Below are 26,809 nucleotides of genomic sequence, written 5' to 3' on the forward strand. Positions count from 1 at the left end.
GCTCACCGGCACCGGATCGCAGCGGCTTTATGTCATCGCCAAGATCCCGTTCTGGACCAAGCGGGCCGAGGGCCTGCCCCTGGGCGACGCCTATGTGGCGGCCACCGTGCCGCCGGATGCCAGCGACGACGACCATGGGCTGATCGCCCTGCAATTCACCCCCGACACCTCCCGCGCGCGCATGATGGCGCTGGTGAGGGATGCCGGGTTCGAGCCCGGCGCGCTCTGGGTCCGGCGCCTACCCGGCGATACGCGCCTGCACGCGCTCGTCGAGGTAGTTGGGCTGGTGGAGGATACCGACCCGCGCCTGAGCGCCATCGCCGGGCTGGACGCGCCGCCGGTGGTAATCGGCGGCTTCGCCGTGCCGCTGGGAGAGAGCGCATGAACAAGCCCGCCGCGCGCCCGGAAGTTTTTTCCGTCGCCCCCTATGTCGGCGGCGAATCGAAGCTGCCGGGTGTGGAGACGCCGCTGAAGCTCTCCTCCAACGAGGGCGCCTTCGGTCCCCCGCCCGGCGCGATCAAGGCCATGGCCGAGGCGGCGGCGAACATGCACCGCTACCCGGACGGCTCATCCGCCGCGCTGCGCCACGAGATCGGCGCGAAATTCGGGCTCGACCCGGCGCGGATCGTCTGCGGCAACGGCTCCGACGAACTGCTCACTTTGCTCATCCAGTCCTATGGCGGGCCGGGCACCGAGCTGATCATGAGCGAGCACGGCTTCTCGATCTACGAGATCGCGGGCAAGCTCGCCGGTTGCGCGGTGAAGAAGGCCCCCGAGACCAACCTAACCACCGATGTGGACGCCATGTTGGCGCTCGTCACCCCGGCGACGCGGATGGTCTTCCTCGCCAACCCCAACAACCCCACCGGCACGTTGCTGCCGCAGAGCGAGATGCTGCGCCTGCGCGAGAGCCTGCCCGGCGATGTATTGCTGGTGATCGACGCCGCGTACTCCGAATATGTCGACCGGCCGGATTACGACGCTGGCGCGGCCCTGGTGGATGCCGGGGAGAACACGGTGATGACCCGCACCTTCTCCAAGATTTTCGGCATGGGCGGGGCGCGGCTCGGCTGGGCCTATGCGCCGCACGCCATTGCCGATGTGCTGAACCGCGTGCGCCCCCCCTTCCCCGTGAACAATTTCGCCGCCGCCGCCGGCATCGCCGCGCTGCGTGAGCCGGGCTGGCTGGAGCGGAGCCGCGCGCACAACACCCAGGCCAAGCGCCGCCTCGCCGAACGGCTGGCCCAGAGCGGCCTGACCGTGCATCCCTCGGAAGCGAATTTCCTGCTCGCCGATTTTGGCACCGAGGACCGGGCCATCGCCGCGGATGAACATCTGCGTTCCCGCGGCATCATCGTGCGCCGGGTAAGATCCTACGGCCTGCCGCAATGCCTGCGCATCACCATCGGCACGGACGAGGAATGCAACCGCGTTGCCGAGGCGCTGACGGAATTCTCCCGTGGCTGAGCCGCTGTTCCACCGCCTGGCGCTTATCGGCATCGGCCATATCGGCAGCTCCATCGCGCGCGCGCTCAAGCTCGCCCCCGGCACGGTGGAGCGGCTGGTCATCTCGGACACCAGCCCGGCGCATCTCAAGCGGGCGGAAGAGCTGGGACTGGGCGATGAGTATTTCGCCGACCCAGCCGAGGCGGTGCAGGGCGCGGATGGCGTCATCCTGTGCACGCCGGTCGGCAGTTTCGCCGCCATCTCCCAGACCATCGCGCCACATCTGGCCCCGGACTGCATCCTCTCCGATGTCGGCTCCACCAAGCAATCGGTGATCCGCGATGTCGGCCCGCATGTGCCGCAGGGCGTGAGCTTCGTGCCCGCGCACCCGCTGGCGGGCACCGAGTTCTCCGGCCCGGATGCTGGCCTCGCGGACCTGTTCAAGGGCCGTTGGTGCCTACTCACCCCGCCCGAAGGCGCCGATGAAGACGCTGTGAAGAAGATCGAGGCGCTATGGACAGCGCTCGGCGCGCGCACCGCGCGGATGACCGCCGCGCACCATGACCGCGTGATCGCCATCGTCAGCCATCTGCCGCATCTCATCGCCTTCACCATCTGCGGCACCGCCGACGACCTGGCCGATGAGACACGCGAGGAGGTGCTGCAATTCGCCGCCTCGGGTTTCCGCGACTTCACGCGCATCGCCGCCTCCGACCCGGTGATGTGGCGCGACATTTTTATCAATAACAAGGACGCTCTCCTCGAAATGTTTGCCCGATTTTCCGAGGATGCGCAGAGCATGGCGCGCGCGGTGCGCTGGAACGATACCGGCTATATCGAGGACCGGATCAACCGCAGCCGGAAGATCCGCAAGAGCCTGATCGACATCAAACAGGCATGAGGAGCGGGACGATGCAGAGCACGGCGGTCATCATCGCGGCGGGGCTCGGCACCCGCATGAAATCGGCGCTGCCCAAGGCGGCGCACAAGATCGCGGGGCGGGAGATGCTGGCGCATATCATCCGCGCTGCTGAGCAGGTGTTCGAGCGCATCGTCGTCGTCATCGGGCCGGACATGCCGGCGCTGGAAAAGATCGCCACCCCGCACGAGGTGGTGGTGCAGCACGAGCGCCTGGGCACGGCGCACGCCTCAAGGCAGGCCGAGCAGAGCTTCGGCGAGGGCCCGGTGGCGGTGTTCTATGCCGACAACCCGCTGGTCTCGGTGGAGACCATGCGCGCCTTGCTGGCACGGCTGAACCAGGGCGATGCCGGGCTGGTGCTGCTGGGCATGACCCCGCCCGACCCGGGCAAGTATGGCCGCCTCGTGCTTGAGGACGGCTACGTGGCGCGCATCGTGGAATACGCCGACGCGAACGAGGATGAACGCGCCATCCGCCTCTGCAATGCAGGCGGGATGATCGCGCGCGGGACCGACATGCGCGACTGGCTGGCCGCGGTGGGTAACGCCAACGCCAAGGGCGAATACTACCTTACCGACATCGTCGCCATCGCCCGTGGCCAGGGGGTGAACGTGGCGGCGTTAGATGCACCCTATGAGGAATGCATGGGCGTGAACTCCCGCGCCGAGCTGGCCCAGGCGGAGGCCGTGTTCCAGGCCCGCGCGCGCACGGCCGCCATGGCCGCCGGGGTGGGCATGCAGGCGCCGGAGACCGTTTTCCTGGCCTCCGATACCGTGCTGGGCGAGGATGTGCTGATCGGCCCGCATGTGATGTTCGGCCCCGGCGTGGTCGTGGAATCGGGCGTGGAGATCAAGGCGTTCTCGCATCTGGAAGGCTGCGTGGTGCGCGCGGGCGCGATCATCGGCCCCTATGCGCGTCTGCGCCCCGGCGCGGATGTGGGCGAAGGCGCGCATGTCGGCAATTTCGTCGAGCTCAAGGCGGCGACGCTGGGCAAGGGCGCGAAGGCCAACCATCTTACCTATATCGGCGATGCCGAGATCGGCGCAGGCAGCAATATCGGCGCCGGTACCATCACCTGCAATTACGACGGCAAGCACAAGCACCGCACGGTGATCGGCGAGAAAGCCTTCATCGGCTCCAACACCGCGCTGGTGGCGCCGGTGCGGGTGGGTAATGGCGCGCTGGTGGGGGCGGGTTCGGTGATTACGGATGACGTGCCGGATGGCGCGGTGGCTATCGCCCGTGGCCGGCAGGTGAACAAGCCGCGGTAAAAGACCGCCCCAAGGCCGGGGCGGCGGCGCTACATGCCGATGAGCTTGAACAACCCGGCGCTGGCCGGGATCAGGTCGACGATGGAACGATGCTCGAGCAGGACCAGCCCGAACAGGAACAGCACCACCAGCATGCCCAGGAATACCGGGCTGGTCACGGGCAACCTGGGCGGCGGCGGCGGCTCGGGTTCGACCTCGATCGCCTTGTTGCGGGCGGCAATGACGAGGTCATAAAAACCGTCACGCTCGTCGGCAGTGGTGCCAGGGTAGACGCCCAGCACCTTGTCCTCGACATGTTCACCGTCTGCTGCCTGCTCGGGCGCGGACTCGGTATGCGCCGGGCGCTCAAACTCGGTCGGGGCTTGGTGCTCCGTGGCATGGCCGAAACGCTGCTCGGGGCTTAGCAGGAACTGGTTTACCGGCTCCGCAGGCGGCGCGGCTTCCTCGCTCCGGTCAACCGGCCAGGGCGCCGGCGCTTCAGCCGGGGCGGGAGGCGTCATCCCCGTCCATTCAACGGCGGGTTCACCGGGGCCGGCCCTCCACTGATGCCCGCACTGGACACAGCGCAGCTTGCGCGGGCGCCCGCCGAACACGGCGTCGGGCACCTCGTAGGAGGTCGAACAGTTAGGGCAGATAATCTGCATGTCAGCAATAGACATGACAGTTTTGCCCGAATCGCGCAACAACGCCGGGCTGAACCTTGAAAATATTACCCAAACGTCACGCCAATCTCTTGCCCGGACACGCCCGGTCGCGGCAGAAACGGAACACCAGGGTGTGATCGGTTCAAGTTGAGCCGGTCCGGCTCTAGCGCGGGCATTGCGGGCAGATGGTCAAATTCGAGGATGTATGGCTGAAATACCGGCATCCGGCGCGCCAGAGCGATGCCGCGGCCGAGGCGCTGCGCGGCATCAGCTTCGACATCCCCGAAGGCGGATTCCGCTGGCTCACCGGCCCCTCCGGCGCGGGCAAGACCAGCCTGCTCAAGCTCATCTATCTGGCCGAGCACCCAGCCAAGGGGCGAATTGAAATCCTCGGCACCGAGGCGGCGAAGATCTCCCGTCGCGATGCCGCCCTGCTGCGCCGGCGCATCGGCGTGGTGTACCAGGATTTCCGGCTGCTGCCGCAGCTCTCCGCGTATGACAATGTAGCCCTGCCGATGCGCCTCGCCCGGCGCAACGAGACACAGATCCACGCCGATGTCACCGAGATCCTGCGCTGGGTGGGGCTGGAGAACCGGCTGCACGCCCGGCCCGACGAACTCTCCGGCGGCGAGCAGCAGCGCATCGCCACCGCCCGCGCCGTGGTTGCCCGTCCCAAGTTGCTGGTGGCGGACGAGCCGACCGGCAATTTGGACGACGAACAGGCGGACCGGCTGATGCATCTCATCACCGCGCTCAACAAGCTCGGCACCACGGTGGTGGTGGCCACGCACAACATGGAGTTGGTGGAGCGCTACCCGGCGCCACGGCTCACCATCGAGCATGGCAGGCTGACCCATGCGGCCTGACCCCCGCCGCCGCGCGGATTATCTCGGCCTGCGCGAGGCGCTGGGCGACAGGCTGCTGCCGGTGCTGGTGGCGGCGATGAGCTTCCTCGCCGCCCTGGCCATGGCCGGGGCGCTGGCCAGCGCCACCCTCGCCGCGCACTGGCAGGGCGATGCCGCGACGGAGCTGACCATCCAGGTGCCGCAGCCGCAGGCGCCGGACGCCGCCAACAACGGCCCGCGCCTGGATGCCGTGCTGAATGCGCTGAAGGCCACGCCCGAAGTGGCCGACCCGCAGGTGATGAGCGCCCAGAGCGTAAGCGCGCTGATCTCCCCCTGGCTCGGCGTAGATCCGGCGCAGATCGGCCTGCCCCTGCCCGCGGTGATCTCGGCGCGCTGGACCGGCGCCAACCCGCCGGATGCGCTCGGCCCGGCATTGGCCCAGCTCAGCCCCGGCACGCTGGTGCAGACCGGCGCACTCTGGGCCGGGCGCGTGGCGGCGCTTACCACCAGCCTGCAGGCCTGCGCCGCCGCCATTCTCGTCATCGTGGCGCTGGTGGCGGCCGCCGTGGTTGCCGTGGCCACGCGCTCGGGGCTCGCGCAACGGCGCGAGACCATTACCCTGGTGCACGGGCTGGGCGCGCTGGATGGCGACATCGCCGGGCGCTTCGCCGCGCGGATCACGCTGCTCACCTTCGCCGGATCTGCCGCCGGGGCGGTGCTGGCGCTGCCCGTGCTCGCCTGGCTGGCGGCGCTGGCAGCACCCTTCGCCGGCCCCGCGCAGATCGGCGATGTCTACAACCTGCCGCCAGCACTCATGTTCGCCCTGCCGGGACTGCCGGCCGCCGCCGCCGCCATCGGCTGGGGCACCGCCCAACTGACCGTGCGCGGCTGGCTGCGGAACCTGTCCTGATGCCGCGCCGCCGCCACCGCCGCAGGCGCTTCTCCCTTCTGCGTCTGCTGGCCCAGGCGGTGCTGGGCTTGGCCGGGCTGTGGCTGGCCGGTTTCGTCATGTTCCTCGTCGCCGTGTTCACCGCCGAGCCGCCCAACCCCCTCCCGCCAGCGGATGGCATCGTGGCCCTCACCGGCGGCGATAACCGGATCAGCGCAGCACTCGCGCTGCTGGCCGAACACCAGGCGCCGCTGCTGCTGATCTCCGGCGCCGGGCGCGGCACCTATCTCGGCGATTTCACCGCCGACGACGCCGCCGCGATCACCCGCTACGCCAGCGCCATCACCCTGGGCCACATGGCCGGCACCACCCACGGCAACGCGCTGGAAGCCGCCGCCTGGGCCCGGGCGCATGGCATGCGCTCGCTGATCATCGTCACGGCCGACTACCACATGCCGCGCGCCATGCAGGAAATCAGCCATGAACTGCCTGATGTAACGCTGATCCCCGACCCGGTGCGCCCGCCCGCCATGCGCAAGATGGTCAGCCTGCAGACCCTGAGGTTGCTTGCCGGGGAGTATACGAAGTACCTGACGGTGCGCGTCGGGCTCGGCAGGCTCGCCGCGGGACTGCTCAACACGGAATCCTGACCTAAAAACATGCGTTTCATCCGTTTCGCCGCCTTCCAGGCCATCATGATCGGCAGTGGCACCATGCTCAGCCTGTGGGCCGCCTGCATCGGGCAATTCCTGCCCGGGGGCATCGTCCGCGTGGCGCGGTTCTGGGGGCGGGTCTGCCTCTGGGGCCTGCGCGTGTGCTGCGGCATCACGGTCAAGGCCGAGGGGCTGGAACATTTGCCCAAGGGTGGCGCGCTGATCGCGGCGCAGCACCAATCGGCGCTGGACATCCTCATCTGGCTGACATTGCTGCCCCGTCCGGCCTTCGCCTTCAAGAAGGAACTCAAGCGAATCCCCGTCTTCGGCTGGCTGCTGGAACCGGCCGGGATGATCCCGGTGAATCGCAGCGGCGGCCGCGCCGCGCTGCGCGAGATGGTGACCGGGGCGAAGCATGCGGCCGAGACCGGGCATCAGGTGGTCATCTTCCCCGAGGGCACGCGCGTGGCCCCCGGCATGCGCGAGCAGCTGCGCCCCGGCATCGCCGCCGTGGCCCAGGCCGTGCCGGTGCCGCTGCTCCCCGCCGCCACGGATTCCGGCCAACGCTGGGGGCGCAACTCCTTCAGCAAGACCGCCGGCACGGTGCATGTGCGGGTTCTCCCCGCTGTGCCGCAGGGGCTGAAGCGCGAGGAACTGCTCCACCGGCTGGAGACGGTGTACTACGGCAGCTAAGCCACCGCCTCGGCCAGGAAAAACACCGCCGCGAGCAGGGCGGCATCGATCCCCAGGGCGAAGCCCAGGCCGAGATGGTTCGCCACCAGCCCGATCACCACCGGCCCGGCCAGAAACCCGGCATAGCCAAGCCCCACCACCGCAGGCACGGCATGGTGCGCCGCCATATGCGGCACGCGCGCGGCGGCGCTGAACACCAGCGGTGCGATATTGCCGGTGCCGAGCCCGACCAGCCCGAACCCCAGCACCCCCGCCCAGCCGGAGGGGATAAATATGGCCAGGGCGAAGCCGAGCACGGCCAGCGCGCAGCCCAGGCGCATCACCCAGGCCTGGCCGAGCCGTTCGGCCACGGCATCGCCCGAGAGGCGCGCCGTGGCCATCGCCACTGCGAAGGCGGCATAGCCCAGCGTGGCCGAGGCCAGCGGCATGCCGCGCGAAAAGCGCAGGAAGATGGTGCTCCAGTCCGTCGTCACGCCTTCGGTCATGAAGCAGGTGAAGCAGCACAGCCCGAGCAGCAGCGTGGCGCGGTTGGGCAGGGCGAAACGCGGGCCTGCGGCTGGCGGGTCCGCCGCCTTGCCGGCCAAGCGCGGGGCTTGCGTGAGCATGAGCAGCATCGCACAGGCGGCAAAGGCCGCGCAGCCCGCGTTGGAGGCGCCAAGCCGCAGCAGCAGGCTGCTCGCCAGCGCCACGGCCAGCGTGCCAAGGCTGTAGCAGGCGTGAAAGCCCGACATCTGCAGCCGCCCGCTCAGGCGTTCCACCACCGCGCCCTGGGCGTTGAGCGCGATATCCAGCACGCCGAACATGGCGCCATAGATGAACAGCAAGACGGTGAACAAGGCGGGCGACGGCGCCAGGGTGAGCCCGGGCAAAACCAGGCTGACGGCCAAGCCCGCCGCGGCCAGCACGGCGCGGCTGCCCCAGCGCGCCAGGGCCATGCCCGCCAGCGGGATGACCAGCACCCCGCCCAGGCCGCCGACGAACAGGATCAGCCCCAGGCTGCCGTCATCGAGGGCGAAGCGGATCTTGGTGAAGGGGATGGTGATGGCCCAGACGGAGATGCCGATTCCGGCCATGGCGAAGAACAGCCGCATCGTCCATGATCTGCCTGCCATATCCTCCGGGCTAGCGTGCGGTTCGAAGCGGCGTCAAGCCCAGACTCAAACGGTGGCCTTGAGCTTCAGCTTCTTTGCCTCCAGCCCCTGCCAGATGACCAGCACCGGCACGGCAATGACGAAATCGCGCGCACGGCGGAGCAGGGAGAGGGAGAGCGCCACATCGGGCGGCACGCCGAAGATGCCGCCAAGCGCGGTGTAGGCAGCCTCCTGAATACCGGCGCGGCCAGGGATGAAGAAGGCCAGCGCCATGATCGCGTGCAGCATGGCCTCGACGCAGATGGCATCGGCGAAGGAGAGCGGGATGCCCAGCGCATGGAAACCGATATAGGAGGCGGTGGCGGTGCCGAACCAGCAGAACAGGTGGAACATCGCCGAAAGCGCCAGACGGCCGCGCTCGCCGTACATGATGTCCAGCGCCTCCTGCAGCTTGGAGATACCCGCCGCCGCGCCCTCGCCCGTGGCCCCGGCGATCTTCAGCGCCAGGGCACGGAAGATTTTCGCCCCCGACCCGCGCTGCGCCAGGATCAGCGCCACACCCAGCACCACCGCCACGCACAGCCCGATGGCCACCGGCATGAGCAGCTCCGAGCCCGGCGCCTTGCGCGAGAGAATGGCGAGGCCGATGCCAATGAACACGAGTTGGGCCAGGAACTCGGTGGTGACGTCGCCCAGCGTGGAGGCGATGGCATCGGCGGTGGAGACGCCGTGCAGGGTGACGACGCGGGCGCCGAGCACGAAACCGCCCACCTGCGAGAAAGGCAGAAACTCGCCCGTGGCGTCACGCACCGCGCGGCCCCAGGTGCACAGCAGGTAGCTGCCCCGGTGGCGCGAGCGCAGCAGCATGCGCCAGCACAGCCCCAGCCCGGCCAAAATGCCAAGCTGGGCCAGGATATAGGCACCAAAGCCCGAGCGGCTCACCGAGGTGAGCACCCGCAGCACGTCCCCCGCGCCAAAATAGATGACCAGGGCGGTGATCACCACGATACCCGAGAGAGCAAAGCCCGCGGGCAGGAGTTTCAGTTTTTGGCTCAAGGCTTTGTTACTTTTTCGGCCTGATGAAGAGGCGCGCGAGGCGTGCCAGGGTTGGGGCGGTGACCGGACGCTTCAAGCGCGGGTCGTAGCCCGCTATACGCCGCTCGTTCTCCGCCAAGCATACATCAATCAGCTTGGCCGGGTCCATCTCACCGGCGATCGACTCCGAGCCGGTGACGGTGAAATTGGCGTCACCGTCCTCCAGCCCGTCCACGTCCTTGGCGATGCCGATGCGCTCCCAGACCAGATATCCATACACCGCCGCCACCTTCAGCTCGAAGAAGGGGCGCTTCCACCACGGCATGGTGGCGCGCTTCCAGGCGATGAAATTGGTGAAGAACAGGATATGCCGCGCCTCTTCCTGCACCACCGGCTCGAAGGTCTCGACCAGCTTTTCGGGGAAGTAGCCGGAGCGGCGGGCCATCTCAAACAGGCCGAAGGCGAAGAAACTGTCGATGCACTCGGAATAGCCGGTGACCAGGAAGCCCCATTCCGCATCGTTCGGCAGGGCGTAGTCCTCGTCAGGTTTCACCTGAATGTCATAGGCGGCGACGAGGCGGGATAGCACGTCGCGGTGGCGGCGCTCCTCACCCGCCATGTGGACCAGCGCCTCGCGGAGCGCCTTCTCCTTCACCGTCTGGGCATAGAACTCGATGCGCGCGCCGGCCTTGTTCTCCGTCTGCACCGCGATGTCCCAGATCGGCAGGGAGGTGATGCGCTCGAGCGCGTCCGGCTCCAGCTTCGGCCAGTCCAGCACCGCGGGCCTGTAAGGGTTGTAGGTCTCGTCGAGCAGGGCGGTGAACATCTTGAAATGCTCTTCGCTGCCAGGCCGGGCCGTGCCGGGCTTGGGAAAGGCCCAATATCTGGCGTTGTGATCGGCGGTCGCTACGGTGGTATCGTCCATCATAAACCTCATGGTTGCACCAAAAGCTTCAATGCGTTCTACAGACCCCAGACCGGCGCTGATATACTGGGCAAGGCGGCGGCGTTGCAAACCTGAGGGGGCTTGGATTTTGGCGCAAGGCGATCTGGTGCTGGTCACGGGGGCGACCGGCTTTGTCGGCGCGGCGGTGGCGCGGGCGCTGCAAGGGGCGGGGTTCAGGGTCCGGGTTACCGCGCGGGCGGGGTCCGACCTTCGGAACCTCAAAGGCTTGGCGGCGGAAACCGTGAAGCTCGACCTCAACGACCCGGCGGGTTTCACCCCGGCGCTGGCGGGGTGCCGGTATCTCTTCCATGTCGCGGCGGATTACCGGCTCTGGGTGCCGGACGTGGCTTCCATGCGCAAAGTGAATATCGACGGCAGCGTGGCCCTGTTGCGCGCGGCAGCTGCCGCCGGGGTGGAACGCAGCGTATACACCAGCTCCGTTGCCGCGCTGGGGCTGACCGAGGATGGCAGCCCGGCCGATGAGCGCACCAAGGTGAAGCCGGCCCACCATGTGGGCGCCTACAAGCAGAGCAAATACGATGCCGAGGCCGCCGTGCGCGCGCTCGCGGCGGCGGGGCAGGATATCGTCATCGTCAACCCCTCCACCCCTGTGGGGCCGGGGGATGTGAAGCCGACGCCGACCGGCCAGATGATCCTGGACGCGGCAAGGGGCAAGATGCCGGCCTATGTGGATACGGGGCTGAACATCGTGCATGTGGACGACGTGGCGGCGGGGCATCTGCTGGCGCTGGAGAACGGCCGCCGGGGCGAGGCTTATATTCTGGGCGGCGAGGACCTGATGCTGGGCGATCTCCTCGCCATGATCGCGCGGCTGACCGGCCGCCGCGCGCCAAAGCTGCGCCTACCGATCACCCCGCTGATGCCGCTGGCCTGGGCGATGGAGCGCATCGCCGAACGCACCGGCAAGACGCCGCTGATGACCCCGGACGTGCTGAAGATGGCGCGCAAGAAGATGTTCTTCTCCTCCGCCAAGGCGCGGGCCGAGCTGGGCTATGCCCCCCGCCCCGCCGAGGCCGCCGTGGCCGATGCGCTGGCCTGGTTCCGTGCCGAGGGCCGGATCGGTCCGGACTGATGATTTAATCCAGACCGCGAATCCGACCCTCAGTCTTAGATTAAGCGGGAGATTCACGCTCTAGATTGAGCCCGCTCTGGTTCAATCTAGAGCGATCGCACGCTAAGGATTGCTCGCATGATTGTTTTTCTCGCCTTTCTCATCTGGCTCTATCTGTTCTTCCTGCACGGGCGCTTCTGGGAATCCGGCCCCGAGCTGAAACCGGCGGTGCCGGTGGCGCACCCGGACGTGGACATCATCGTGCCCGCGCGCGACGAGGCGGAGACGATCGGGCCGGTCATCGCCTCGCTGGTCAGCCAGAATTATGCCGGGAATTTCCGTGTCATCCTGGTGGACGACAACTCCACCGACGGCACGGCGGAAAAGGCCGGGACGCATGAGCGGCTGACCATCATCACCGGCAAACCCAAGGAGCCGGGCTGGTCCGGCAAGCTCTGGGCGCTCTCCCAGGGCGTGGCGGCGAGCGCCGCGCCGGTGCTGCTGTTCTGCGACGCGGACATCACCCACGACCCGCGCCACCTCGCCACGCTGGTCTCGCGGCTGCAGGCGCCGAAGGTGGACATGGTCTCCGAGATGGTGAAGCTGAACTGCACCTCCTGGCCGGAGCGGTTCCTGATCCCGGCCTTCGTGTATTTCTTCCAGATGCTCTACCCCTTCGCGAAGGCGAACGACCCGTCCTCCCGCGTGGCCGCGGCAGCGGGCGGTACGGTGCTGATCCGGCACGAGGCGCTGGAGCGCATCGGCGGGCTGGAGAAGATAAAGGGCGCGCTGATCGACGACTGCACCCTGGCGCGCGAGGTGAAGCGCTTTGGTCCGATCTATATCGGCCATTCGGGGCTGGCGACGTCCATCCGCCCCTATCCCCATGCGCGCGATATCTGGAACATGATCGCCCGCACCGCCTTCACCCAGCTGAACTACTCCGCACTGGTACTGGTTGGCACCATCATCGGCCTCACCCTGGTCTGGCTGGTGGCACCTTACGAAATCCTGTTCGGCGGGCTGGGCTGGCGGTTCTTCCTCGGGCTCGCCACGTTCGGCCTGGCGTGTATGAGCTACCTGCCCACGCTGCACCGCTACAAGCAACCTTATTACTTCGCCCTGGCGCTGCCGGTCATCGCCCTGTTCTACATGGCCGCGACCATCGCCTCCGCCGTGAACTACTGGCGCGGCACCGGGGCGCAGTGGAAGAGCCGCGCCTATGGAGGGGAAACCAAGTGATCGCCAACGACAACACCGCGCCCCCGCGGAAACCGGCCGCCGAGGTGGAAGCCTGGTCCGGCAAGGATAAGGGGGATGAGAACTTCCCCGTCGGCTCGCTGCTCATCGCCAAGGCGCTGCGGCCGCATATCCACGCCTATTACAGCTTCGCCCGCAATGCCGACGACATCGCCGATAGCGGCACCCTCACGGCGGCGGAGAAGATCGCCCGGCTGGACGCGATGGAAACGGTGCTGACCGGCGCGCAGGCCGAGGGCAGCCCGAGCGCCACGCGGCTGCGCGCCAGCCTGGCCCAGACCGGGGTGAGCGACATCCACGCCCGCGAGCTGCTGATCGCCTTCCGCCAGGACGCAACCAAGACCCGCTACGCCAGCTGGGACGAGCTGATGCAATATTGCCGCTATTCCGCCGCACCGGTGGGCCGCTACGTGCTGGCCCTGCATGGCGAGAGCGAGGCAACCTGGCCATCATCGGATGCGCTCTGCGCCAGCTTGCAGGTGCTCAACCACATGCAGGATTGCGCGAAAGACCTGCGCGACCTGGACCGCTGCTACATCCCGCAGGACTGGCTGGCCGAGGCCGGGCTGGCCACTGATGCCATCGCCCGTGGCGAGACCGTGCCGGACCTGCGCAACGTGTTCGACCGCATGCTGGACCTGACGAACAAGCTCAACGAGCAGGCGGCGGAACTGCCGCGCCTCGTGAAATCCCGCCGCCTGCGCGTGGAAACCGCGGTGATCGCCGGTCTGGCACGGCGCCTGACCACGCTGCTGCGCTCGGGCGACCCGCTGGCGACAAGGGTGAAGCTCTCGAAACTCGATTTTTTTACCGCCACCCTGGCGGGACTGAGATACGCCGCGTGAACACAGAGGATACCGCCTACGTCACGGAGCTGGTGAAGCGCTCCGGCACCTCCTTCTACCACGGCATGAAAATCCTGCCGCCGGAACGGCGCGACGCGATGTACGCGATCTATGCCTTCTGCCGCGTGGTGGATGACATCGCCGACGAGGAAAGCCGCGATTTTCCCACCAAGCAGCAGGAGTTGAACGAGTGGCGAGAACGGATCGCGGCGCTGTACCGGGGCGAGGCGGATGACCCGATCACCCGCGCGCTGCTGGAAGCGGTGCGCGAATACGCCCTGCGCGCCGAGGATTTTCTCGCCATCATCGACGGCATGGAGATGGATGCGGGCGAGCCGATCATCGCCCCCAGCCTCGCCGCGCTGGATTTGTACTGCGACCGGGTGGCATCCGCCGTGGGCCGGCTCTCCGTGCGCGTGTTCGGCGATGCCTCGGCCGACGCCGACGAAGTTGCCCATGCGCTGGGGCGCGGCCTGCAACTTACGAATATTCTGCGCGATGTTCCGGAAGACGCGGCGCGCGGCCGGCTCTATCTGCCGCGCGAGCTGCTGAACGATGCAGGCGTGCCGCTGGAGCCCCGGACGGCTCTCGAATCTCCCGCGTTGCCGCAGGCATGCGCCAAACTCGCCGGTATGGCCGAAGGGCATTTCGCCGCCGCCAATGCCGCGATGACGCGCTGCAACAACCGGGCCATGCGCCCGGCCCGGCTGATGCAGGAAAGCTACCGTCCGCTACTAGCAATTTTGCGCGGGCGCGGCTTTAATTATTCTGGAGAACGCGTTACATTACCGAAATGGCGTAAGCTGATGATGGCGATACGCCTGCTGCTGGCATGAAAGGGAGGCCATGAGCGTCCATGTTATCGGTGCCGGGCTCGCGGGTCTTGCGGCGGCTTGCCAGCTCACGGAGCTGGGTCATCACGTCGTAGTGTTCGAGGCGGCCCCCCAGGCGGGCGGGCGGGCGCGCTCCTATTTCGACAAGCAGCTCGGCTGCCGCATCGATAATGGCAACCACCTGCTGCTCTCCGGCAATATCTCCGCCCTCTCCTATCTGCACCGCATCGGCGCGCGGCGCTCGCTGCTTGGCCCGGCCCAGCCGGTCTTCCCGTTCCGGGATGTGAAGACCGGTGAGGCCTGGACGCTGCGGCTGAACCAGGGCGGCTTCCCCTGGTGGGTGTTCTCCCCCTCGCGGCGCGTGCCGGGTACCAGGCTGCACCAGTATCTGGCGCTGCTGAAGCTCCGCCGCGCCACGCAGTCCGACAACGTGGCCTCTCTGCTCGGCAATTCCGGCCAGCTCTACCACCGGCTGCTGAAGCCGCTGGCCATCTCCGCGCTCAACACCATGCCGCACGAAGCGGCGGCGGAACCGCTGCGCGCCGTGCTGGCCGAGACCATCGACCGCGGCGGCTATGCCACCCTGCCGCGCTGGGCGAAGCTGGGCCTGTCGGAAACCTTCATCGACCCGGCGCTGGAATGGCTGCGCAACCACGGCGCGGATATCCGCATGGGCGAGCGGGTGACGGAATTGCAGCAAGGCCAGGCCACGGTGGTCGCTGTGCCGCCCTGGATCGCCGCCGAGCTGGTGCCCGGCCTGACCGTGCCGACCGAGTACGAATCCATCTGCAACCTGCATTTCCGCGCGCAGATGGACCCGGGCGAAGCCGGGTTCTGGGGCCTGACCGGCGGCCTGAGCGAATGGGTGTTCGCGCGCCGGGACGTGATCTCCGTCACCATCTCCGCCGCCAACCGCTACATGGACATGGACCAGGAGGCGATCGCCGAGCGGGTCTGGGGCGAGCTGGCCAAGACCTTCAAGCTGGACAGCGCCGTGCCGCCCCACCGGGTGTTGTGGGAGAAACGCGCCACCATCCTCGCCACCCCCGCGCAGCTGGCGCGCCGCCCGGGCACGCGCACGGCGAACCCCAGCGTGGTGCTCGCCGGGGACTGGACCGATACCGGCCTGCCGCCGACGATCGAGGGCGCGATCCGCTCCGGCAACGCCGCCGCCATGGCGCTGGTCAATCAGGCCTAGAGCCTGATCATTTGAGGTTGAATCGCACTCTAGCCGCCCGGGGGAGGGTTGCGCATCCACCCCTGGCAAAATGTGAGAAAATTTGTCACATGCTGGGCATGAACGCCATTCTTGATACCGCGATTGAGCGCGCCAGGGCCTCTCTTGCCAGCGAACAGCGGCAGGACGGGCATTTGTGCTACGAGCTTGAGGCTGACGCCACCATCCCGGCCGAGTACGTGCTGCTGGAGCATTATCTCGACCAGATCGACGAGCCGCTGCAGCAGAAGATCGGCAACTACCTGCGCCGTATCCAGGCCGACCATGACACTAACCCAGGCGGCTGGCCGCTCTTCCATGGCGGCAAGTTCGACATCTCGGCCTCGGTGAAAGCCTATTACGCGCTGAAGATCATCGGCGACTCGCCGGACGCGCCGCATATGCGCAAGGCGCGCGAGGCCATCTTGGCCCATGGCGGGGCGGAGCGGGCCAATGTGTTCACCCGCATCCAGCTCGCGCTGTTTGGCGCAGCGCCCTGGGAGGCCTGCCCGGTCGTGCCGATCGAGCTGATGCTGATGCCGGGCTGGTTTCCCATTAACATGCGCAAGGTCTCATACTGGTCGCGCACGGTGATGACGCCGCTGATGTATCTGGCTGCGAAAAAACCCGTGGCGCGCAACCCGCGCAAGGTGTTCGTGGACGAGCTGTTCACCCGCCCGCACGCCGAGATCAAAGACTGGATCCGCGGCCCATACAAATCCTGGCTCGGCCCGCTGTTCAAGAAGCTGGATAGCGCGCTGCGCGTGACCGAGCCCTATTTCCCCGCGCAGTACCGCGACAAGGCGGTGCAGAAAGCCATCGCCTGGACCATCGAGCGCCTGAACGGCGAGGACGGGCTGGGCGCGATCTACCCGGCCATGGCCAATTCCGCGATGATGTTTGATCATCTGGGCGACAAGGCGAATTTCGACATCGCCATGGGCTCGGTGAAGAAGCTGCTCGTCGTCAAGGATGACGAAGCCTATTGCCAGCCCTGCCTCTCCCCGGTGTGGGACACGGCTTTGGCCGGGCACGCGCTGATCGAGTCCGGCGCCACCGAAGCCGCCGCCGCCGCCTGCGACTGGCTGATCCCGCGCCAGATCCTGGACGTGGTGGGTGACTGGGCGGACAACACCCCGGGCACGCGGCCGGGGGGCTGGGCCTTCCAGTACAACAATGCCTATTACCCGGACGTGGACGACACCGCCGTGGCCGCCATGCTGCTGCACCGGACGGGCGATCCGAAATACGCCGACTCCATCTCCCGCGCGCGGGAATGGATCATCGGCATGCAGTCCACGAACGGCGCCTGGGGCGCGTTCGATATCAATAACGACCGGCAATACCTCAACCATATCCCCTTCGCGGATCATGGCGCGCTGCTGGACCCGCCGACCGAGGATGTCACCGCCCGGTGCATCTCCTTCCTGGCGCAGCTCGGCTACCCCGAGGACCGCCCGGCCATCGAGCGCGGCATTGTTTATCTGCGCCAGACGCAGTGCCCGGACGGCTCCTGGTTCGGCCGCTGGGGCACCAATTACATCTACGGTACATGGTCGGTGCTGTGCGCGCTGAACGCCGCCGGGGTGCCGTATGACGACCCGATGATCACCCGCGCCACCACTTGGCTGCTCTCCAAGCAGCGCGCGGATGGCGGCTGGGGCGAGGATTGCGAAACCTACAGCGTGGCGCCCCCGGGCGAGTTCCACGGCTATGCGGCGCAAAGCATGCCCAGCCAGACCGCCTGGGCGGTGATCGGGCTGATGGCGGCGGGCATGGCGGACCACGATTCCGTGCGCCGGGGCATCGCCTTCCTGCAGGGAACGCAGGACGAGCAGGGCAGCTGGACCGAGAAAGCCTACAACGCCGTCGGCTTCCCGCGCGTGTTCTACCTGAGATACCACGGCTACCCGCGCTTCTTCCCGCTGCTGGCGCTAAGCCGCTACAAGCAGCTGATGGAGAGCAATGACCGCATTGTGAAATTCGGGTTCTGACCAACAAAAAAGGCCCCTCAAGAGGGGCCTTTTTCATGTCCGGCGATGACGCCCGGAGGTCAGCTCTTGCGGCTGACCGTGAACCGCGCCAGAGCCTGAAGCAGCCCGGCTTTCTCGCCAAAACTCTCCAGATGCCCGGCGGCCTGCTCGGCCATCAGTTCGGCCTGGGCCTTGGCGCGCTCCAACCCGAGGATAGAGACCATGGTGGCCTTGCCCTGGGCGAGGTCCTTGCCGGCGGTCTTGCCCAGCGTGGCGGCGTCGGCGATTTCGTCCAGCACGTCGTCATAGATCTGGAACGCGCCGCCCAGCTCGCGGCCATAGGCGGCGATGACATGGCGCTGCGCGGGCGCGGCGCGGCCAAGGATGGCCCCGGCCTCGGCGGCGAACTGGATCAGCCGGCCGGTCTTGAGCGCCTGCAGCCGGGTGATCTCGGCGCCGTTGAGCTGCTTACCCTCGGACTGCATGTCGATCATCTGCCCGCCGACCATGCCGCGCATGCCGGAGGCGGCGGCAAGCGCCAGCACCAACTCGCAGCGGGCCTCGGCGTCGGCATGGGTATCCGGCTCGGCCAGCACCTCGAAGGCGCGGGTCTGCAACGCGTCCCCGGCCAGGATGGCGGTCGCCTCGTCGTATTTCTTGTGGCAGCTCGGCTGGCCGCGGCGCAGATCGTCATCGTCCATCGCGGGCAGGTCGTCATGCACCAGGGAGTAGGCGTGCAGCATCTCCACCGCCGCGGCGACGCGGGCGGCGCAGGTCTTGTTCACCGAGAACAGCTTGGCCACTTCCATCACCAGGAAGGCGCGCAGCCGCTTGCCGCCATTCAGCACGCCGTAGCGCATCGCCTCGATCAGCTTGGCCTCGGCGGTTTCCGGCACGGGCAGCAGCGCGTCGAGCTGCGCCTCTACCAGGCGGGCGGTTTCGGCCATGGCTTCGGCCAGGGCGTCCGTTCGGTGCATATGCGCCATGGATCAGTCCTCGTTCTTCAGGGTCAGCGAGCCATCGGCGCGGGCCACGATGGCCTGCACGCGGGCCTCGGCCTGCGCCAGCTTTTCCTCGCAATGTTTCTTCAGCGCAGCACCTCGCTCATAGGCGGAGATGGCATCCTCCAGCTTCTGCTGGCCCGATTCCAGCCCGCGCACGATGGCCTCAAGCGCGGCCAGGGCTTCCTCGAACGACATCGCGGCAATGTCAGCATTCTGCGTCATGGAGACTCACGTACAAGGGCGGCGGAAAAATCACAACCGCATCAGCGCCCTCACATGCGCAGCCGTGCTTTGCGCGAGGGCGTTGAGGTCGTAGCCGCCTTCGAGCAGCGAGACGACGCGCCCGGGGCAGCAGGAATCGGCCACTTCCAGCAACGCACTCGTCACCCAGGCGAAATCCGCCTCGCGCAGGCGCAGCTGGGCCATCGGGTCGGCGGCGTGGGCGTCAAACCCGGCGGAGATGATCAGCAGTTCTGGGGCGAAGGCGGAGAGACGCGGAATGATCTGCGTCTCCCACGCGGCGCGGAACATCTCGCCCGTGGCGCCGGGCATCAGCGGCACGTTGACGACGTTGTTGGCCACGCCGTGCTCGGAGGGCTTACCGGTGCCGGGAAAGATCGCCGATTGATGCGTGGAGCCGTAGAACAGCCCCGGGTCCTGGCTGAATATCTGCTGCGTGCCGTTGCCATGGTGCACGTCGAAATCCGCTACCGCGACGCGGGTAATGCCCCAGCGCGCCCGGGCGTGCATCGCGGCGATCGCGGCGTTGTTGAAGAAGCAGAAGCCCATGGCGCGGTCGGGCTCGGCATGATGGCCGGGTGGACGCATGGCGACGAACGCCGCCTCGGCCCAGCCTTCGAACACCGCGTCCACCGCCGCGCAGGCGCCGCCGGCGGAGCGCAAGGCCGCCTCCAGCGTGCCGGGGCCGTACACCGTGTCGCCGTCGATCACCGTCTCCTTGTCCCGCGGCATGGCGAAGAGCGCGTCCACATAATCCGGGTCGTGCACCGCCGTAAGCTGAGCGGTGGTGGCCTGCGGCGCCGTCTCGCGCAGCAGGGAGGAAAATTCCAGCGCCTCCAGCGCGCGCAGCACGGCGCGGATGCGCTCGGCGGATTCGGGGTGCTCGGGGCCGGTATCATACGCCAGGGCGGAAGGGTGGGTGAACACGGCCACGCTCATGGCGCCTCTCCCCGCTTCACGGAAAAACTGAACACGCCGCGGCTCTCGCTGGCGGCGATCAGCGCATGGCCAGAGGTCAGGCAAAAATCCCGGAAATCCGCCACCGCGCCGGGGTCCGTGGCCAGCACGCGGAGCTTGTCGCCCGGTTCCATTTCGCGCAGCGCCTTGGCAGCGCGCAGAATCGGGATTGGCGATTTTTGATATTGTGCATCGATGAGACGTTCACCCATGAGAACAAACATGCGCCCGGATACGGGCTTGAGCAAGGCGTGAAAGTGCGGGAACAAGTGCATATGAGCTATCGCATCGGCATTGATCTCGGCGGCACGAAAACGGAAATCCTGCTGCTCGGCCCGCAGGGGAAGGAAATACTGCGCCGCCGCGCGCCAACGCCCTCCGGCTATGCGGCGGCGCTGGAGATGATGGCGGGGCTGGTGCGCCAGGCCGAAGCCGAGGCCGGGGTGCGCGCTACGGTGGGCGTGGGCATACCGGGCTGCATCTCCCCCGCCACCGGGCTGGTGAAGAACGCCAATTCCAATGCGCTCAACGGCCATCCGTTCGACAAGGACCTAAGCGCGCTGCTGGGCCGCGAGGTGCGCGTGGCCAACGACGCCAATTGCTTCGCCCTCTCCGAGGCCAGCGACGGCGCGGCCGCCGGGTGCGGCGTCGTGTTCGGCGTGATCATCGGCACGGGCTGCGGTGGCGGCATCGTCGTGGACGGCAAGCTGCTGGAGGGCAAGCACCGTCTGGCCGGGGAGTTCGGCCACACTCCGCTGCCCTGGCCGCGCCCGGAGGAAATGCCGCTGCGCCGCTGCTGGTGCGGGCAGGCGGGCTGCCTGGAGCTCTACCTCGCCGGGCCGGCCTTGGCCTTTGAGTGCGACGGCCCCGGCGCGCGCGACGCCTCCGCCATTCCTGCCCGCGCCGCCGCGGGTGACGCCAGGGCGCAGGCGGCGCTGGAGATCCACGCCGACCGCTTGGCCCGGGGGCTGGCGAGCATCACCAATGTGCTGGACCCGGATGCCATCGTGCTCGGCGGCGGGCTGTCCAATCTGCCGCATCTGTACGAGGTACTACCAGGGCTTATGCGCCCCTATATCTTCTCCGACGCCTTCAGCCCCAACATCGTCCGCGCCAAACACGGCGATTCCTCGGGTGTGCGCGGCGCGGCCTGGCTCTGGCCGGCGGAAGAGGAGGCTACTGCATAACTCTACTCTGGCGGCCGTCTAGCCGCGCATTTCTGCGTTCCGGTGCTCACGTACTTCGTGTACGCTCCGCTCCGGTGCTCGCAAAGCACGCCTACCCATCTCGCCAGAGCGAGTTATGCCGCAGCCTCTAAGGCACTAAAAAGGCCGGGAGCGGATGCCCCCGGCCTGATCCCGCGATCGCGGCTTACTTCGCGTTCTTGTCGGCGGCCTGGAGATCGGCCGCCTGGGCGAGGATGCGGTCCTCAAGCCCGCTGGCGACGGAGGGGTCCGCCGGGCTGTCCACCCACTGGCCGCCCTGGTTGATCTGGTGGAACACACTCACCTGCACGGCATTGGCCGTGAGCTGGCGGCTCATGATATAGGCGTTGACCTTGAAGCGCTCGCCTGGCGAGGCGGGCGGGGTGTACCAGTCGGTGATGATGACGCCGCCGAACGGATCCGCCGAGACCAGCGGCATGAAGGCGAGGGTGCTGAGCGTGGCGCGCCAGAGATACGCGTTCACCTGGATCGGGCTGCCACCGCCGCCGCCGTTGATATTGCTGGTGCCCTTGCCCAGAGTTAACAGAGGGGTGCTGCTCGACATGGTTTGGCCATCAGGCAGGCCCTGGTTTTCCGGATTGGTATATTCCGGCTGGCTGGTTTTGACGCCACTGCATGCGTTCAACGCCAAAGTTCCCAACAGCAACCCGGCGGGCACGGCCAGTTTTCCAAAAATCCGCAAATCAGCTCTCCAAAACCCTAAACCTGCAAGTTCTTTAGCCTTGGCGCCAGGTTCCGCCAAGGGTCGGGCGGGGGCACGCATAAAAAAGGGTGGCGGTTGCCCGCCACCCTCTTCCGCCACGTAACCGGGGTTACGCGATTACCACTTCAGCGTGGAGCCGATGCTGACCATCTGCATCTGCGAGTTGTTCTTGTTCAGGAAGTTGGTGTTACCCGGCTGGTGCGAGTGGCCGTACATGTACTGCAGGTACAGGCTCATATCCTTGCCGATCACGTAGTTGCCACCAGCGGAAGCGCCGTATTCGGTCAGGGTGCGAGCTTCGCCAGTCTTGCCGGCATACTGGTTACCAGCGCTCTGGCCGTCCCAGAAGCTGGCGCCGAGCACGTACGGGCCAACCACGTAGTTGCCACCCACGATGTAACCAACGGCGTCACGCGTGCCTTTCGGCTTCGGCGCGTAGCCATCCAGGGTCTGGCCCCACTTGGCGTTGGCGCCGACGGTGATGGCGTCGCCATCAAGGAACAGGTCCTTATACGTGGTCTGCAGACCAACTTCCATGACCTGCAGCTTGTCGAGGTTGTAGATCGCGTTGCCGCCGGCGATGCTGCCGGTGTAGCGGATCGGATTGCCGTCGAGGAAGCCGACGGACATCTTGGAGTTGAAGCCGTCCATCTTCAGCGCGTACTGGCCAGCCACGTCGAACGTGTTCTGACGCTCCTTCGCCAGGGTGGTGCTGTAGGTACCGGCACCGGCCGAGCTAATGGCAGCGCAGGTGGCGCCGGCGACGGAGCAGGTCGCATAGCCTTCCTTGAGGCCGTCGCTGTTCGGCTCATAGGAGGCCATGGCGGAGAGCTTGCCGCCCAGGTACGGCTCTTGGTACGACGGGGTGATCAGCACAACCTTGTCGGTGGTGTAGAGCGCACCCTGGTCGGCATAGATGAACTCGCCGGGGATCGCCTTGGTGGGCACGACGTACAGCGAGGTGGAGTCCGTGCTGGCGAACTGGGCGCCGTCACCGAATTGCTCGATCACGCCGGTCTGCAGCAGGGTGAAGGCGCCGTCGGTCTGGCCGTAACGGACATAGCCGTAATCCTCGGTGCCGATGTAGCCATAGGCGCGGCGGACATACAGGCTGCTGGTGCCGGCCGTCGAGTTGGAGGCGCTGGTCGCGCCCTTGCCGCCGTCGGAGAACGTGACGCGCGTTTCGATCTTCGCGCCGTACTCGATGCCGTTGACGGTCATCGCGTCGAAGCCCGGGTACAGGCGGAATTCACCGTTGGTGGTGACCGGGTTCAGCTTGTTGCCGCCGACGTTATTATAGCTCGAGCCGACATCGTCGAGGCCGAACTGGAAGTAGCCGTTCATGTGAACGACGATGGTGGCGGGAGCGACGGGCTGGACCGGCTGGGCGTTCGCGCCGCCGGCGGCAAGCAGCGCGCCCATCGAGGCCACGGAGGCCAGAAGTACTTTGCGCATGAAACTCATCTCCTCGTTCACCGGAATGCCCGGTGGAATTGGTAGCGTACAGAGCCTAGCGGCCCCTGAAATCAGACCGCACCGCCAAACGGCCGGCGCGCTCCGGCGCCTTAAAACCGCATCCCACCCATCAAGCAATGAGCATTTGGGATGGATCGGTAAATCCAAAACCACTGTGGCAGGAGCGCCACATGTATATTGCATTAATGTTAATTTTTATCTGGTAAAATCGGCTGAAAACTAATACTTATTACAGTTTGATGACACTCATTCGCGCCATTTTACCATCAATTCCATAGGCTTATAGGCCGCCACCCTAAGCGCTTTTGCCGCCCCCTCAGGCGGCGCGGAAAGCAATGCCTCGATCGCTCCGGTTCCCGCACAGTCTCGTCCCAGGACACGGATATTCGTGCCGCTAATTCCCCCTAGGGCCAATGATCTTATAGGGCGGGCGAGACGGGCCAGGCGCCGCCAGCCGAGCGGACCAAGCACGGACGCGCCCGGGTGGCTGGCCGTCGCAAAAACCGGCGAGATGAACGCCGCGGCCACCCCGGCACGGCGGGCCCGCACCGCTTGCGCGGCGTTATGGACAGAGGCGGTGCGCAGCCGTGGCGGCTTGATCCACCCGGCCTGCCGCCCGCCGCGCAGATGCAGCCCGGCCCCGAGTGCCGCAGCCAACCGCGCATCCCCTGCCACCACCAGCGCCAGCCGCCGCGCGCGGCACAGGCGCGCCACCTGCTTGCCCAGGGTCATGCGGCCGGGCGCGTCGTCATGGCGGAACACCACGCCGCACAGCCCTAACGGCAGCTGGGTGATCGCGGCCAGAGGGTCCGGCGCGCGGGCGGAATCGGTGAAAAACCACAGCGGCGGCAGATCGCGGCGCTTTACCGTGCGGGCCCAGGCGATTAACCGTGCATCCATGACCGACCCTAGCGCGATTGCCGCCAATCTTGGAACCGTGCGCGCCCATATCGCCGCCGCTTCCCGCGCCGCCGGGCGCGAGCCCTCGGAGATCACGCTGATCGCGGTGAGCAAGACCCACCCCAAGGATGCCGTGCTGGCCGCGATGGCCGCGGGACAGACCGTGTTCGGCGAAAACCGGGTGCAGGAGGCGGAAGAGAAATTCCCCCTCCCCGGCGCCAAGCTGCACATCATCGGCGGGTTGCAGACCAACAAGGCGGCGCATGCCGTGCGCATCGCCGACTCAATCGACAGCCTGGACCGGGTGAAGCTGGCGGACGCCATCGACCACGCCGCCCAGGCCGAGGGCCGGCTGCCCGAGTTGCTGGTGCAGGTGAATATCGGCGACGAGCCGCAGAAATCCGGCGTGCCCACGGCGGAGGCCGATGCCTTCATCCGCGCCATGCGCGCGCGCTTCGGGGAGAAGCTGGCCGGGCTAATGTGCATTCCCCCGGCGGAGGCCGACCCGCTGCCCTATTTCAAGCGCCTGGCCGCCATGGCCGATGCGCACGGGCTGAAGGTGCGCTCCATGGGCATGTCGGCGGATTACGAGGCCGCCATCGCCGCCGGAGCCACGCATATCCGCGTCGGCACCGCGATCTTCGGCACGCGGGAAGCGCCTGTTCAGCAAGCCGACGATTAATTCTTTAGCGCGAACCGGAATCTCACGATTCCGGGCTGGGCGCGGCGGATGTTTCGCTGTATCTGCCTGACCTTGAATTCTTCCGGTTTTGGAGATGGTCCTCCGGTGATCAGATTATCGGTCCCGTTCCGCCAGGCGTTGTCCCGCCTGAGCTTCCCGGCGACGCTGGCCGCCTCGCTCGGCGCGGTGCTGATCGGCCGCGCGGATCCGAATTTTTCCGACCATATGCGCGCCGGGATCGATGACCTGCTCGCCCCGCTTTACATGGCGGTCTCCGGCCCGATCCAGGCGGCTGAACACGGCACCGGGGCGATCGGGCATCTCTTCGCGCTGAGCCAGGAGAACGCGCAGCTGCGCGAGCAGAACGCCGAGCTGCTGCAATGGCAGGAAGTGGCGATGGCGCTGCAGGCGCAGAACAACGCGCTGAAGGCGTCGCTGAACTACGTGCCCTCGCCCACGCCGCAATTCTCCACCGGCGAGGTGGCTGCCGATCTGGGCGGGGTCTATGCGCGCTCGGTGCTGGTGCTGGTGCCGCCGGCGAACGGCAACACGCAGAGCCTGGTGGGCGCGGTGGCCATGGATGGCCGCGGCGTGGCCGGGCGCGTGGTGGAGGCTGGCGGGCGCTCGGCTCGGGTGCTGCTCATCACCGACATCAATAGCCGCATTCCCGTGGCGCTTGGGGCCGATGGCGCCCCGGCGCTGATGGCCGGCACAAACGGGCCGGACCCGTCGCTGCTGTACTGGGCCCCCGGCCGGCCGCCCGCCGAGGGTGCGATGGTGCTCACCTCCTCCCAGGGCGGGGCCTTCCCGCCCGGGTTGCCGGTGGGCGTGGTGCATTACGACACCCAGAACAACCCGGTGGTGCTGCCGCTCGCCAATCTCGACTCGCTGCGCCTGCTGCGCCTGTTCAGCTACCCGGACAACCTGCCCGAGCTGACGCCAATTCCGCACACCAAGCCGGAAACCAAGCAGGCCGTGAAGGCGCGTTCGCGGAAGCGCTGAGCCATGGTGCAAGGCCCCGCCCTGCGCCGCCCGCTCACGCTGTGGCGGCGCCTCGATACCGCGTCACGCTGGGCGTTCCCCGGCTTCATGCTGGTGCTCGGCCTCATTCTCATCGGCATGCCGTTCGGTCTGCCCAGCCAGGCGGCGCTGCGCCCGGTCTATGCCATGGTCTGCGTGTATTTCTGGTCGCTGTACCGCCCGGCCTCGCTGCCGGTGCCGCTCGTCGCCCTGTGCGGCCTGCTGCTGGACCTGCTCGGCCTCTCGCCGCTCGGGCTCTGGGCGGTCATCCTGCTGCTGCTGCAATTCGCCACCATCGCCGCGCGCCGCCGCCTGGCGCCAGCGAAATTCCTTATCACCTGGGGGGTGTTCACCGGCTTCGCCGTGCTCGCCGCCGCGCTGGCCTGGGCGGCGCAGTCGCTGCTTGAGCTGCACCTGCTGCCGCTCTGGCCGGTGGCATGGCAGGGGCTGTTCGCCGCCGGGCTATACCCGGCTCTGGCCCGGCTGCTGATCCGCGCGCATCGCGGCCCCGCGGCGGTGGAGCTGGCATGAGGCGCGCCGCCAGGGAACGTTCGGCCTTCAGCCGCCGCGCGCTGCTCATCGGCGCGGGCCAGGGCGCGGTGTTCGCAGGCATCGCCGCCAGGCTGTATAATCTGCAGGTCACGCAACACGGCAAATACGCCATGCTGGCCGAGCAGAACTCCATCTCGGAACGTCTGGTCGCCCCGTCGCGCGGGCTCATCACCGACCGCTTCGGCACCATCCTGGCCGGCAACCAGCAGCACTGGCGCGCGCTGTTCATGCAGGCCCTGGCGCCCGAGCCGCAGGCGGTGCTGGAGAATTTCTACAAGCTGGTGCCGCTCTCGGACGACGAGAAGGCGCGCATCGCCCAGGACCTCCAAGACCGGCCCGGCTATATCCCGGTGTTGCTGAAGGACTGGCTGGATTGGCCGGACATGGCGGCCATCGAGGTCAACACCCCCAACCTGCC

At 67.3% G+C, this 26,809-nt stretch carries 28 protein-coding genes and 2 pseudogenes; 19 read left to right on the forward strand and 11 right to left on the reverse strand.

Features of this window, described 5'->3' with window-relative positions; all coding sequences use genetic code 11:
- The 4 genes and pseudogenes from ACLPJJ_RS11605 to glmU form a co-directional block, all read left to right on the forward strand.
- Positions 1–385: pseudogene (locus ACLPJJ_RS11605) on the forward strand (chorismate mutase); the annotation flags it as partial.
- Complete coding sequence (gene hisC, locus ACLPJJ_RS11610) at positions 382–1,467, forward strand: histidinol-phosphate transaminase (protein ID WP_443591137.1); 1,086 nt, start codon at positions 382–384, stop codon at positions 1,465–1,467. The pseudogene ACLPJJ_RS11605 and the gene hisC, both read left to right, overlap by 4 nt.
- Complete coding sequence (locus ACLPJJ_RS11615; RefSeq protein ID WP_443591138.1) at positions 1,460–2,347, forward strand: prephenate/arogenate dehydrogenase family protein; 888 nt, start codon at positions 1,460–1,462, stop codon at positions 2,345–2,347. The genes hisC and ACLPJJ_RS11615 overlap by 8 nt, the downstream gene beginning before the upstream one ends.
- A gap of 11 nt (positions 2,348–2,358) precedes the next feature.
- The gene (glmU, locus tag ACLPJJ_RS11620; RefSeq protein WP_443591139.1) at positions 2,359–3,636 is read left to right on the forward strand and encodes a bifunctional UDP-N-acetylglucosamine diphosphorylase/glucosamine-1-phosphate N-acetyltransferase GlmU; all 1,278 of its coding nucleotides are present in this window, start codon (positions 2,359–2,361) and stop codon (positions 3,634–3,636) included.
- 29 nt (positions 3,637–3,665) lie between these two features.
- Here glmU and ACLPJJ_RS11625 read toward each other — a convergent pair whose 3' ends face one another.
- Positions 3,666–4,295 (reverse strand): zinc-ribbon domain-containing protein, encoded by a 630-nt coding sequence (locus ACLPJJ_RS11625; protein WP_443591140.1) that lies wholly within the window; start codon positions 4,293–4,295, stop codon positions 3,666–3,668.
- Positions 4,296–4,465: 170 nt separating this feature from the next.
- Here ACLPJJ_RS11625 and ftsE point away from each other — a divergent pair, with 170 nt between their 5' ends.
- The 4 genes from ftsE to ACLPJJ_RS11645 are packed head-to-tail and all read left to right on the forward strand — an operon-like array spanning position 4,466 to position 7,360.
- Entirely contained in the window at positions 4,466–5,146 is a 681-nt protein-coding gene (ftsE, locus tag ACLPJJ_RS11630) for a cell division ATP-binding protein FtsE (RefSeq protein WP_443591141.1), read from the forward strand.
- Complete coding sequence (locus tag ACLPJJ_RS11635; protein ID WP_443591142.1) at positions 5,136–6,035, forward strand: cell division protein FtsX; 900 nt, start codon at positions 5,136–5,138, stop codon at positions 6,033–6,035. The genes ftsE and ACLPJJ_RS11635 overlap by 11 nt, the downstream gene beginning before the upstream one ends.
- Positions 6,035–6,664 carry a YdcF family protein gene (locus ACLPJJ_RS11640; RefSeq protein ID WP_443591143.1) on the forward strand — a complete coding sequence of 210 codons (630 nt, stop codon included), beginning with the start codon at positions 6,035–6,037 and terminating at the stop codon, positions 6,662–6,664. The genes ACLPJJ_RS11635 and ACLPJJ_RS11640 overlap by 1 nt, the downstream gene beginning before the upstream one ends.
- Positions 6,665–6,673: 9 nt before the next feature.
- Positions 6,674–7,360, forward strand: coding sequence for a lysophospholipid acyltransferase family protein (locus ACLPJJ_RS11645; RefSeq protein ID WP_443591144.1), 687 nt, complete (start codon positions 6,674–6,676; stop codon positions 7,358–7,360).
- On the opposite strand, the gene ACLPJJ_RS11650 is transcribed toward ACLPJJ_RS11645, so the two are convergent.
- The 3 genes from ACLPJJ_RS11650 to ACLPJJ_RS11660 are packed head-to-tail and all read right to left on the reverse strand — an operon-like array spanning position 7,357 to position 10,411.
- On the reverse strand, positions 7,357–8,472 hold the full coding sequence (locus ACLPJJ_RS11650; RefSeq protein WP_443591145.1) for an MFS transporter: 1,116 nt from the start codon (positions 8,470–8,472) through the stop codon (positions 7,357–7,359). The two genes, ACLPJJ_RS11645 and ACLPJJ_RS11650, sit on opposite strands and share 4 nt — an antisense overlap.
- A gap of 45 nt (positions 8,473–8,517) precedes the next feature.
- The gene (locus ACLPJJ_RS11655) at positions 8,518–9,507 is read right to left on the reverse strand and encodes a lysylphosphatidylglycerol synthase domain-containing protein (protein WP_443591146.1); all 990 of its coding nucleotides are present in this window, start codon (positions 9,505–9,507) and stop codon (positions 8,518–8,520) included.
- Positions 9,508–9,514: 7 nt separating this feature from the next.
- Positions 9,515–10,411 carry a ferritin-like domain-containing protein gene (locus tag ACLPJJ_RS11660; protein WP_443591147.1) on the reverse strand — a complete coding sequence of 299 codons (897 nt, stop codon included), beginning with the start codon at positions 10,409–10,411 and terminating at the stop codon, positions 9,515–9,517.
- 109 nt (positions 10,412–10,520) lie between these two features.
- Here ACLPJJ_RS11660 and hpnA point away from each other — a divergent pair, with 109 nt between their 5' ends.
- The 6 genes from hpnA to shc all read left to right on the forward strand — a co-directional run bounded on the left by hpnA (position 10,521) and on the right by shc (position 17,652).
- Complete coding sequence (hpnA, locus tag ACLPJJ_RS11665; RefSeq protein WP_443591148.1) at positions 10,521–11,525, forward strand: hopanoid-associated sugar epimerase; 1,005 nt, start codon at positions 10,521–10,523, stop codon at positions 11,523–11,525.
- 117 nt (positions 11,526–11,642) lie between these two features.
- Positions 11,643–12,746, forward strand: coding sequence for a glycosyltransferase (locus ACLPJJ_RS11670; RefSeq protein ID WP_443591149.1), 1,104 nt, complete (start codon positions 11,643–11,645; stop codon positions 12,744–12,746).
- Complete coding sequence (gene hpnC / locus ACLPJJ_RS11675) at positions 12,743–13,609, forward strand: squalene synthase HpnC (RefSeq protein WP_443591150.1); 867 nt, start codon at positions 12,743–12,745, stop codon at positions 13,607–13,609. Before ACLPJJ_RS11670 ends, hpnC begins: the two co-directional genes overlap by 4 nt.
- Complete coding sequence (gene hpnD, locus ACLPJJ_RS11680) at positions 13,606–14,445, forward strand: presqualene diphosphate synthase HpnD (protein ID WP_443591151.1); 840 nt, start codon at positions 13,606–13,608, stop codon at positions 14,443–14,445. The genes hpnC and hpnD overlap by 4 nt, the downstream gene beginning before the upstream one ends.
- 10 nt (positions 14,446–14,455) lie before the next feature.
- A complete protein-coding gene (gene hpnE / locus ACLPJJ_RS11685; RefSeq protein ID WP_443591152.1) occupies positions 14,456–15,640 on the forward strand; it encodes a hydroxysqualene dehydroxylase HpnE in 1,185 nt (394 codons plus the stop codon).
- 98 nt (positions 15,641–15,738) lie between these two features.
- The gene (gene shc, locus ACLPJJ_RS11690; protein WP_443591153.1) at positions 15,739–17,652 is read left to right on the forward strand and encodes a squalene--hopene cyclase; all 1,914 of its coding nucleotides are present in this window, start codon (positions 15,739–15,741) and stop codon (positions 17,650–17,652) included.
- A 59-nt stretch (positions 17,653–17,711) separates the two neighbouring features.
- On the opposite strand, the gene ACLPJJ_RS11695 is transcribed toward shc, so the two are convergent.
- From ACLPJJ_RS11695 to ACLPJJ_RS11710, 4 genes are read right to left on the reverse strand one after another with little or no spacing between them, the layout of a single operon-like run.
- Entirely contained in the window at positions 17,712–18,617 is a 906-nt protein-coding gene (locus ACLPJJ_RS11695; protein WP_443591154.1) for a polyprenyl synthetase family protein, read from the reverse strand.
- 3 nt (positions 18,618–18,620) lie between these two features.
- Positions 18,621–18,857 (reverse strand): exodeoxyribonuclease VII small subunit, encoded by a 237-nt coding sequence (locus tag ACLPJJ_RS11700; protein WP_183266888.1) that lies wholly within the window; start codon positions 18,855–18,857, stop codon positions 18,621–18,623.
- A gap of 30 nt (positions 18,858–18,887) precedes the next feature.
- Positions 18,888–19,814, reverse strand: a complete 927-nt coding sequence (locus ACLPJJ_RS11705; RefSeq protein WP_443591155.1) for a histone deacetylase family protein — start codon at positions 19,812–19,814, stop codon at positions 18,888–18,890.
- Entirely contained in the window at positions 19,811–20,044 is a 234-nt protein-coding gene (locus ACLPJJ_RS11710; protein WP_443591156.1) for a sulfurtransferase TusA family protein, read from the reverse strand. Before ACLPJJ_RS11710 ends, ACLPJJ_RS11705 begins: the two co-directional genes overlap by 4 nt.
- A 63-nt stretch (positions 20,045–20,107) precedes the next feature.
- Between ACLPJJ_RS11710 and ACLPJJ_RS11715 the strand changes: the two genes are divergently transcribed.
- Positions 20,108–21,019 carry an ROK family protein gene (locus ACLPJJ_RS11715; RefSeq protein WP_443591157.1) on the forward strand — a complete coding sequence of 304 codons (912 nt, stop codon included), beginning with the start codon at positions 20,108–20,110 and terminating at the stop codon, positions 21,017–21,019.
- Positions 21,020–21,203: 184 nt separating this feature from the next.
- On the opposite strand, the gene ACLPJJ_RS11720 is transcribed toward ACLPJJ_RS11715, so the two are convergent.
- The 3 genes from ACLPJJ_RS11720 to ACLPJJ_RS11730 form a co-directional block, all read right to left on the reverse strand.
- Entirely contained in the window at positions 21,204–21,602 is a 399-nt protein-coding gene (locus ACLPJJ_RS11720; protein WP_443591158.1) for a DUF3576 domain-containing protein, read from the reverse strand.
- 276 nt (positions 21,603–21,878) lie between these two features.
- Positions 21,879–23,216, reverse strand: a complete 1,338-nt coding sequence (locus tag ACLPJJ_RS11725) for a porin (protein WP_443591159.1) — start codon at positions 23,214–23,216, stop codon at positions 21,879–21,881.
- Positions 23,217–23,483: 267 nt separating this feature from the next.
- Positions 23,484–24,137, reverse strand: a complete 654-nt coding sequence (locus ACLPJJ_RS11730; RefSeq protein WP_443591160.1) for a thiamine phosphate synthase — start codon at positions 24,135–24,137, stop codon at positions 23,484–23,486.
- Here ACLPJJ_RS11730 and ACLPJJ_RS11735 point away from each other — a divergent pair.
- The 4 genes and pseudogenes from ACLPJJ_RS11735 to ACLPJJ_RS11750 form a co-directional block, all read left to right on the forward strand.
- Positions 24,136–24,819, forward strand: a complete 684-nt coding sequence (locus ACLPJJ_RS11735; RefSeq protein ID WP_443591161.1) for a YggS family pyridoxal phosphate-dependent enzyme — start codon at positions 24,136–24,138, stop codon at positions 24,817–24,819. The two genes, ACLPJJ_RS11730 and ACLPJJ_RS11735, sit on opposite strands and share 2 nt — an antisense overlap.
- 105 nt (positions 24,820–24,924) lie before the next feature.
- Entirely contained in the window at positions 24,925–25,821 is an 897-nt protein-coding gene (mreC, locus tag ACLPJJ_RS11740) for a rod shape-determining protein MreC (RefSeq protein WP_443591162.1), read from the forward strand.
- A 3-nt stretch (positions 25,822–25,824) separates the two neighbouring features.
- Positions 25,825–26,370 carry a rod shape-determining protein MreD gene (mreD, locus tag ACLPJJ_RS11745; RefSeq protein WP_443591163.1) on the forward strand — a complete coding sequence of 182 codons (546 nt, stop codon included), beginning with the start codon at positions 25,825–25,827 and terminating at the stop codon, positions 26,368–26,370.
- Positions 26,367–26,809 (forward strand): annotated as a pseudogene (locus ACLPJJ_RS11750) (penicillin-binding protein 2); the annotation flags it as partial. The gene mreD and the pseudogene ACLPJJ_RS11750, both read left to right, overlap by 4 nt.

This window comes from Acidocella sp. (assembly GCF_052326845.1).
Lineage (GTDB): Bacteria > Pseudomonadota > Alphaproteobacteria > Acetobacterales > Acetobacteraceae > Acidocella.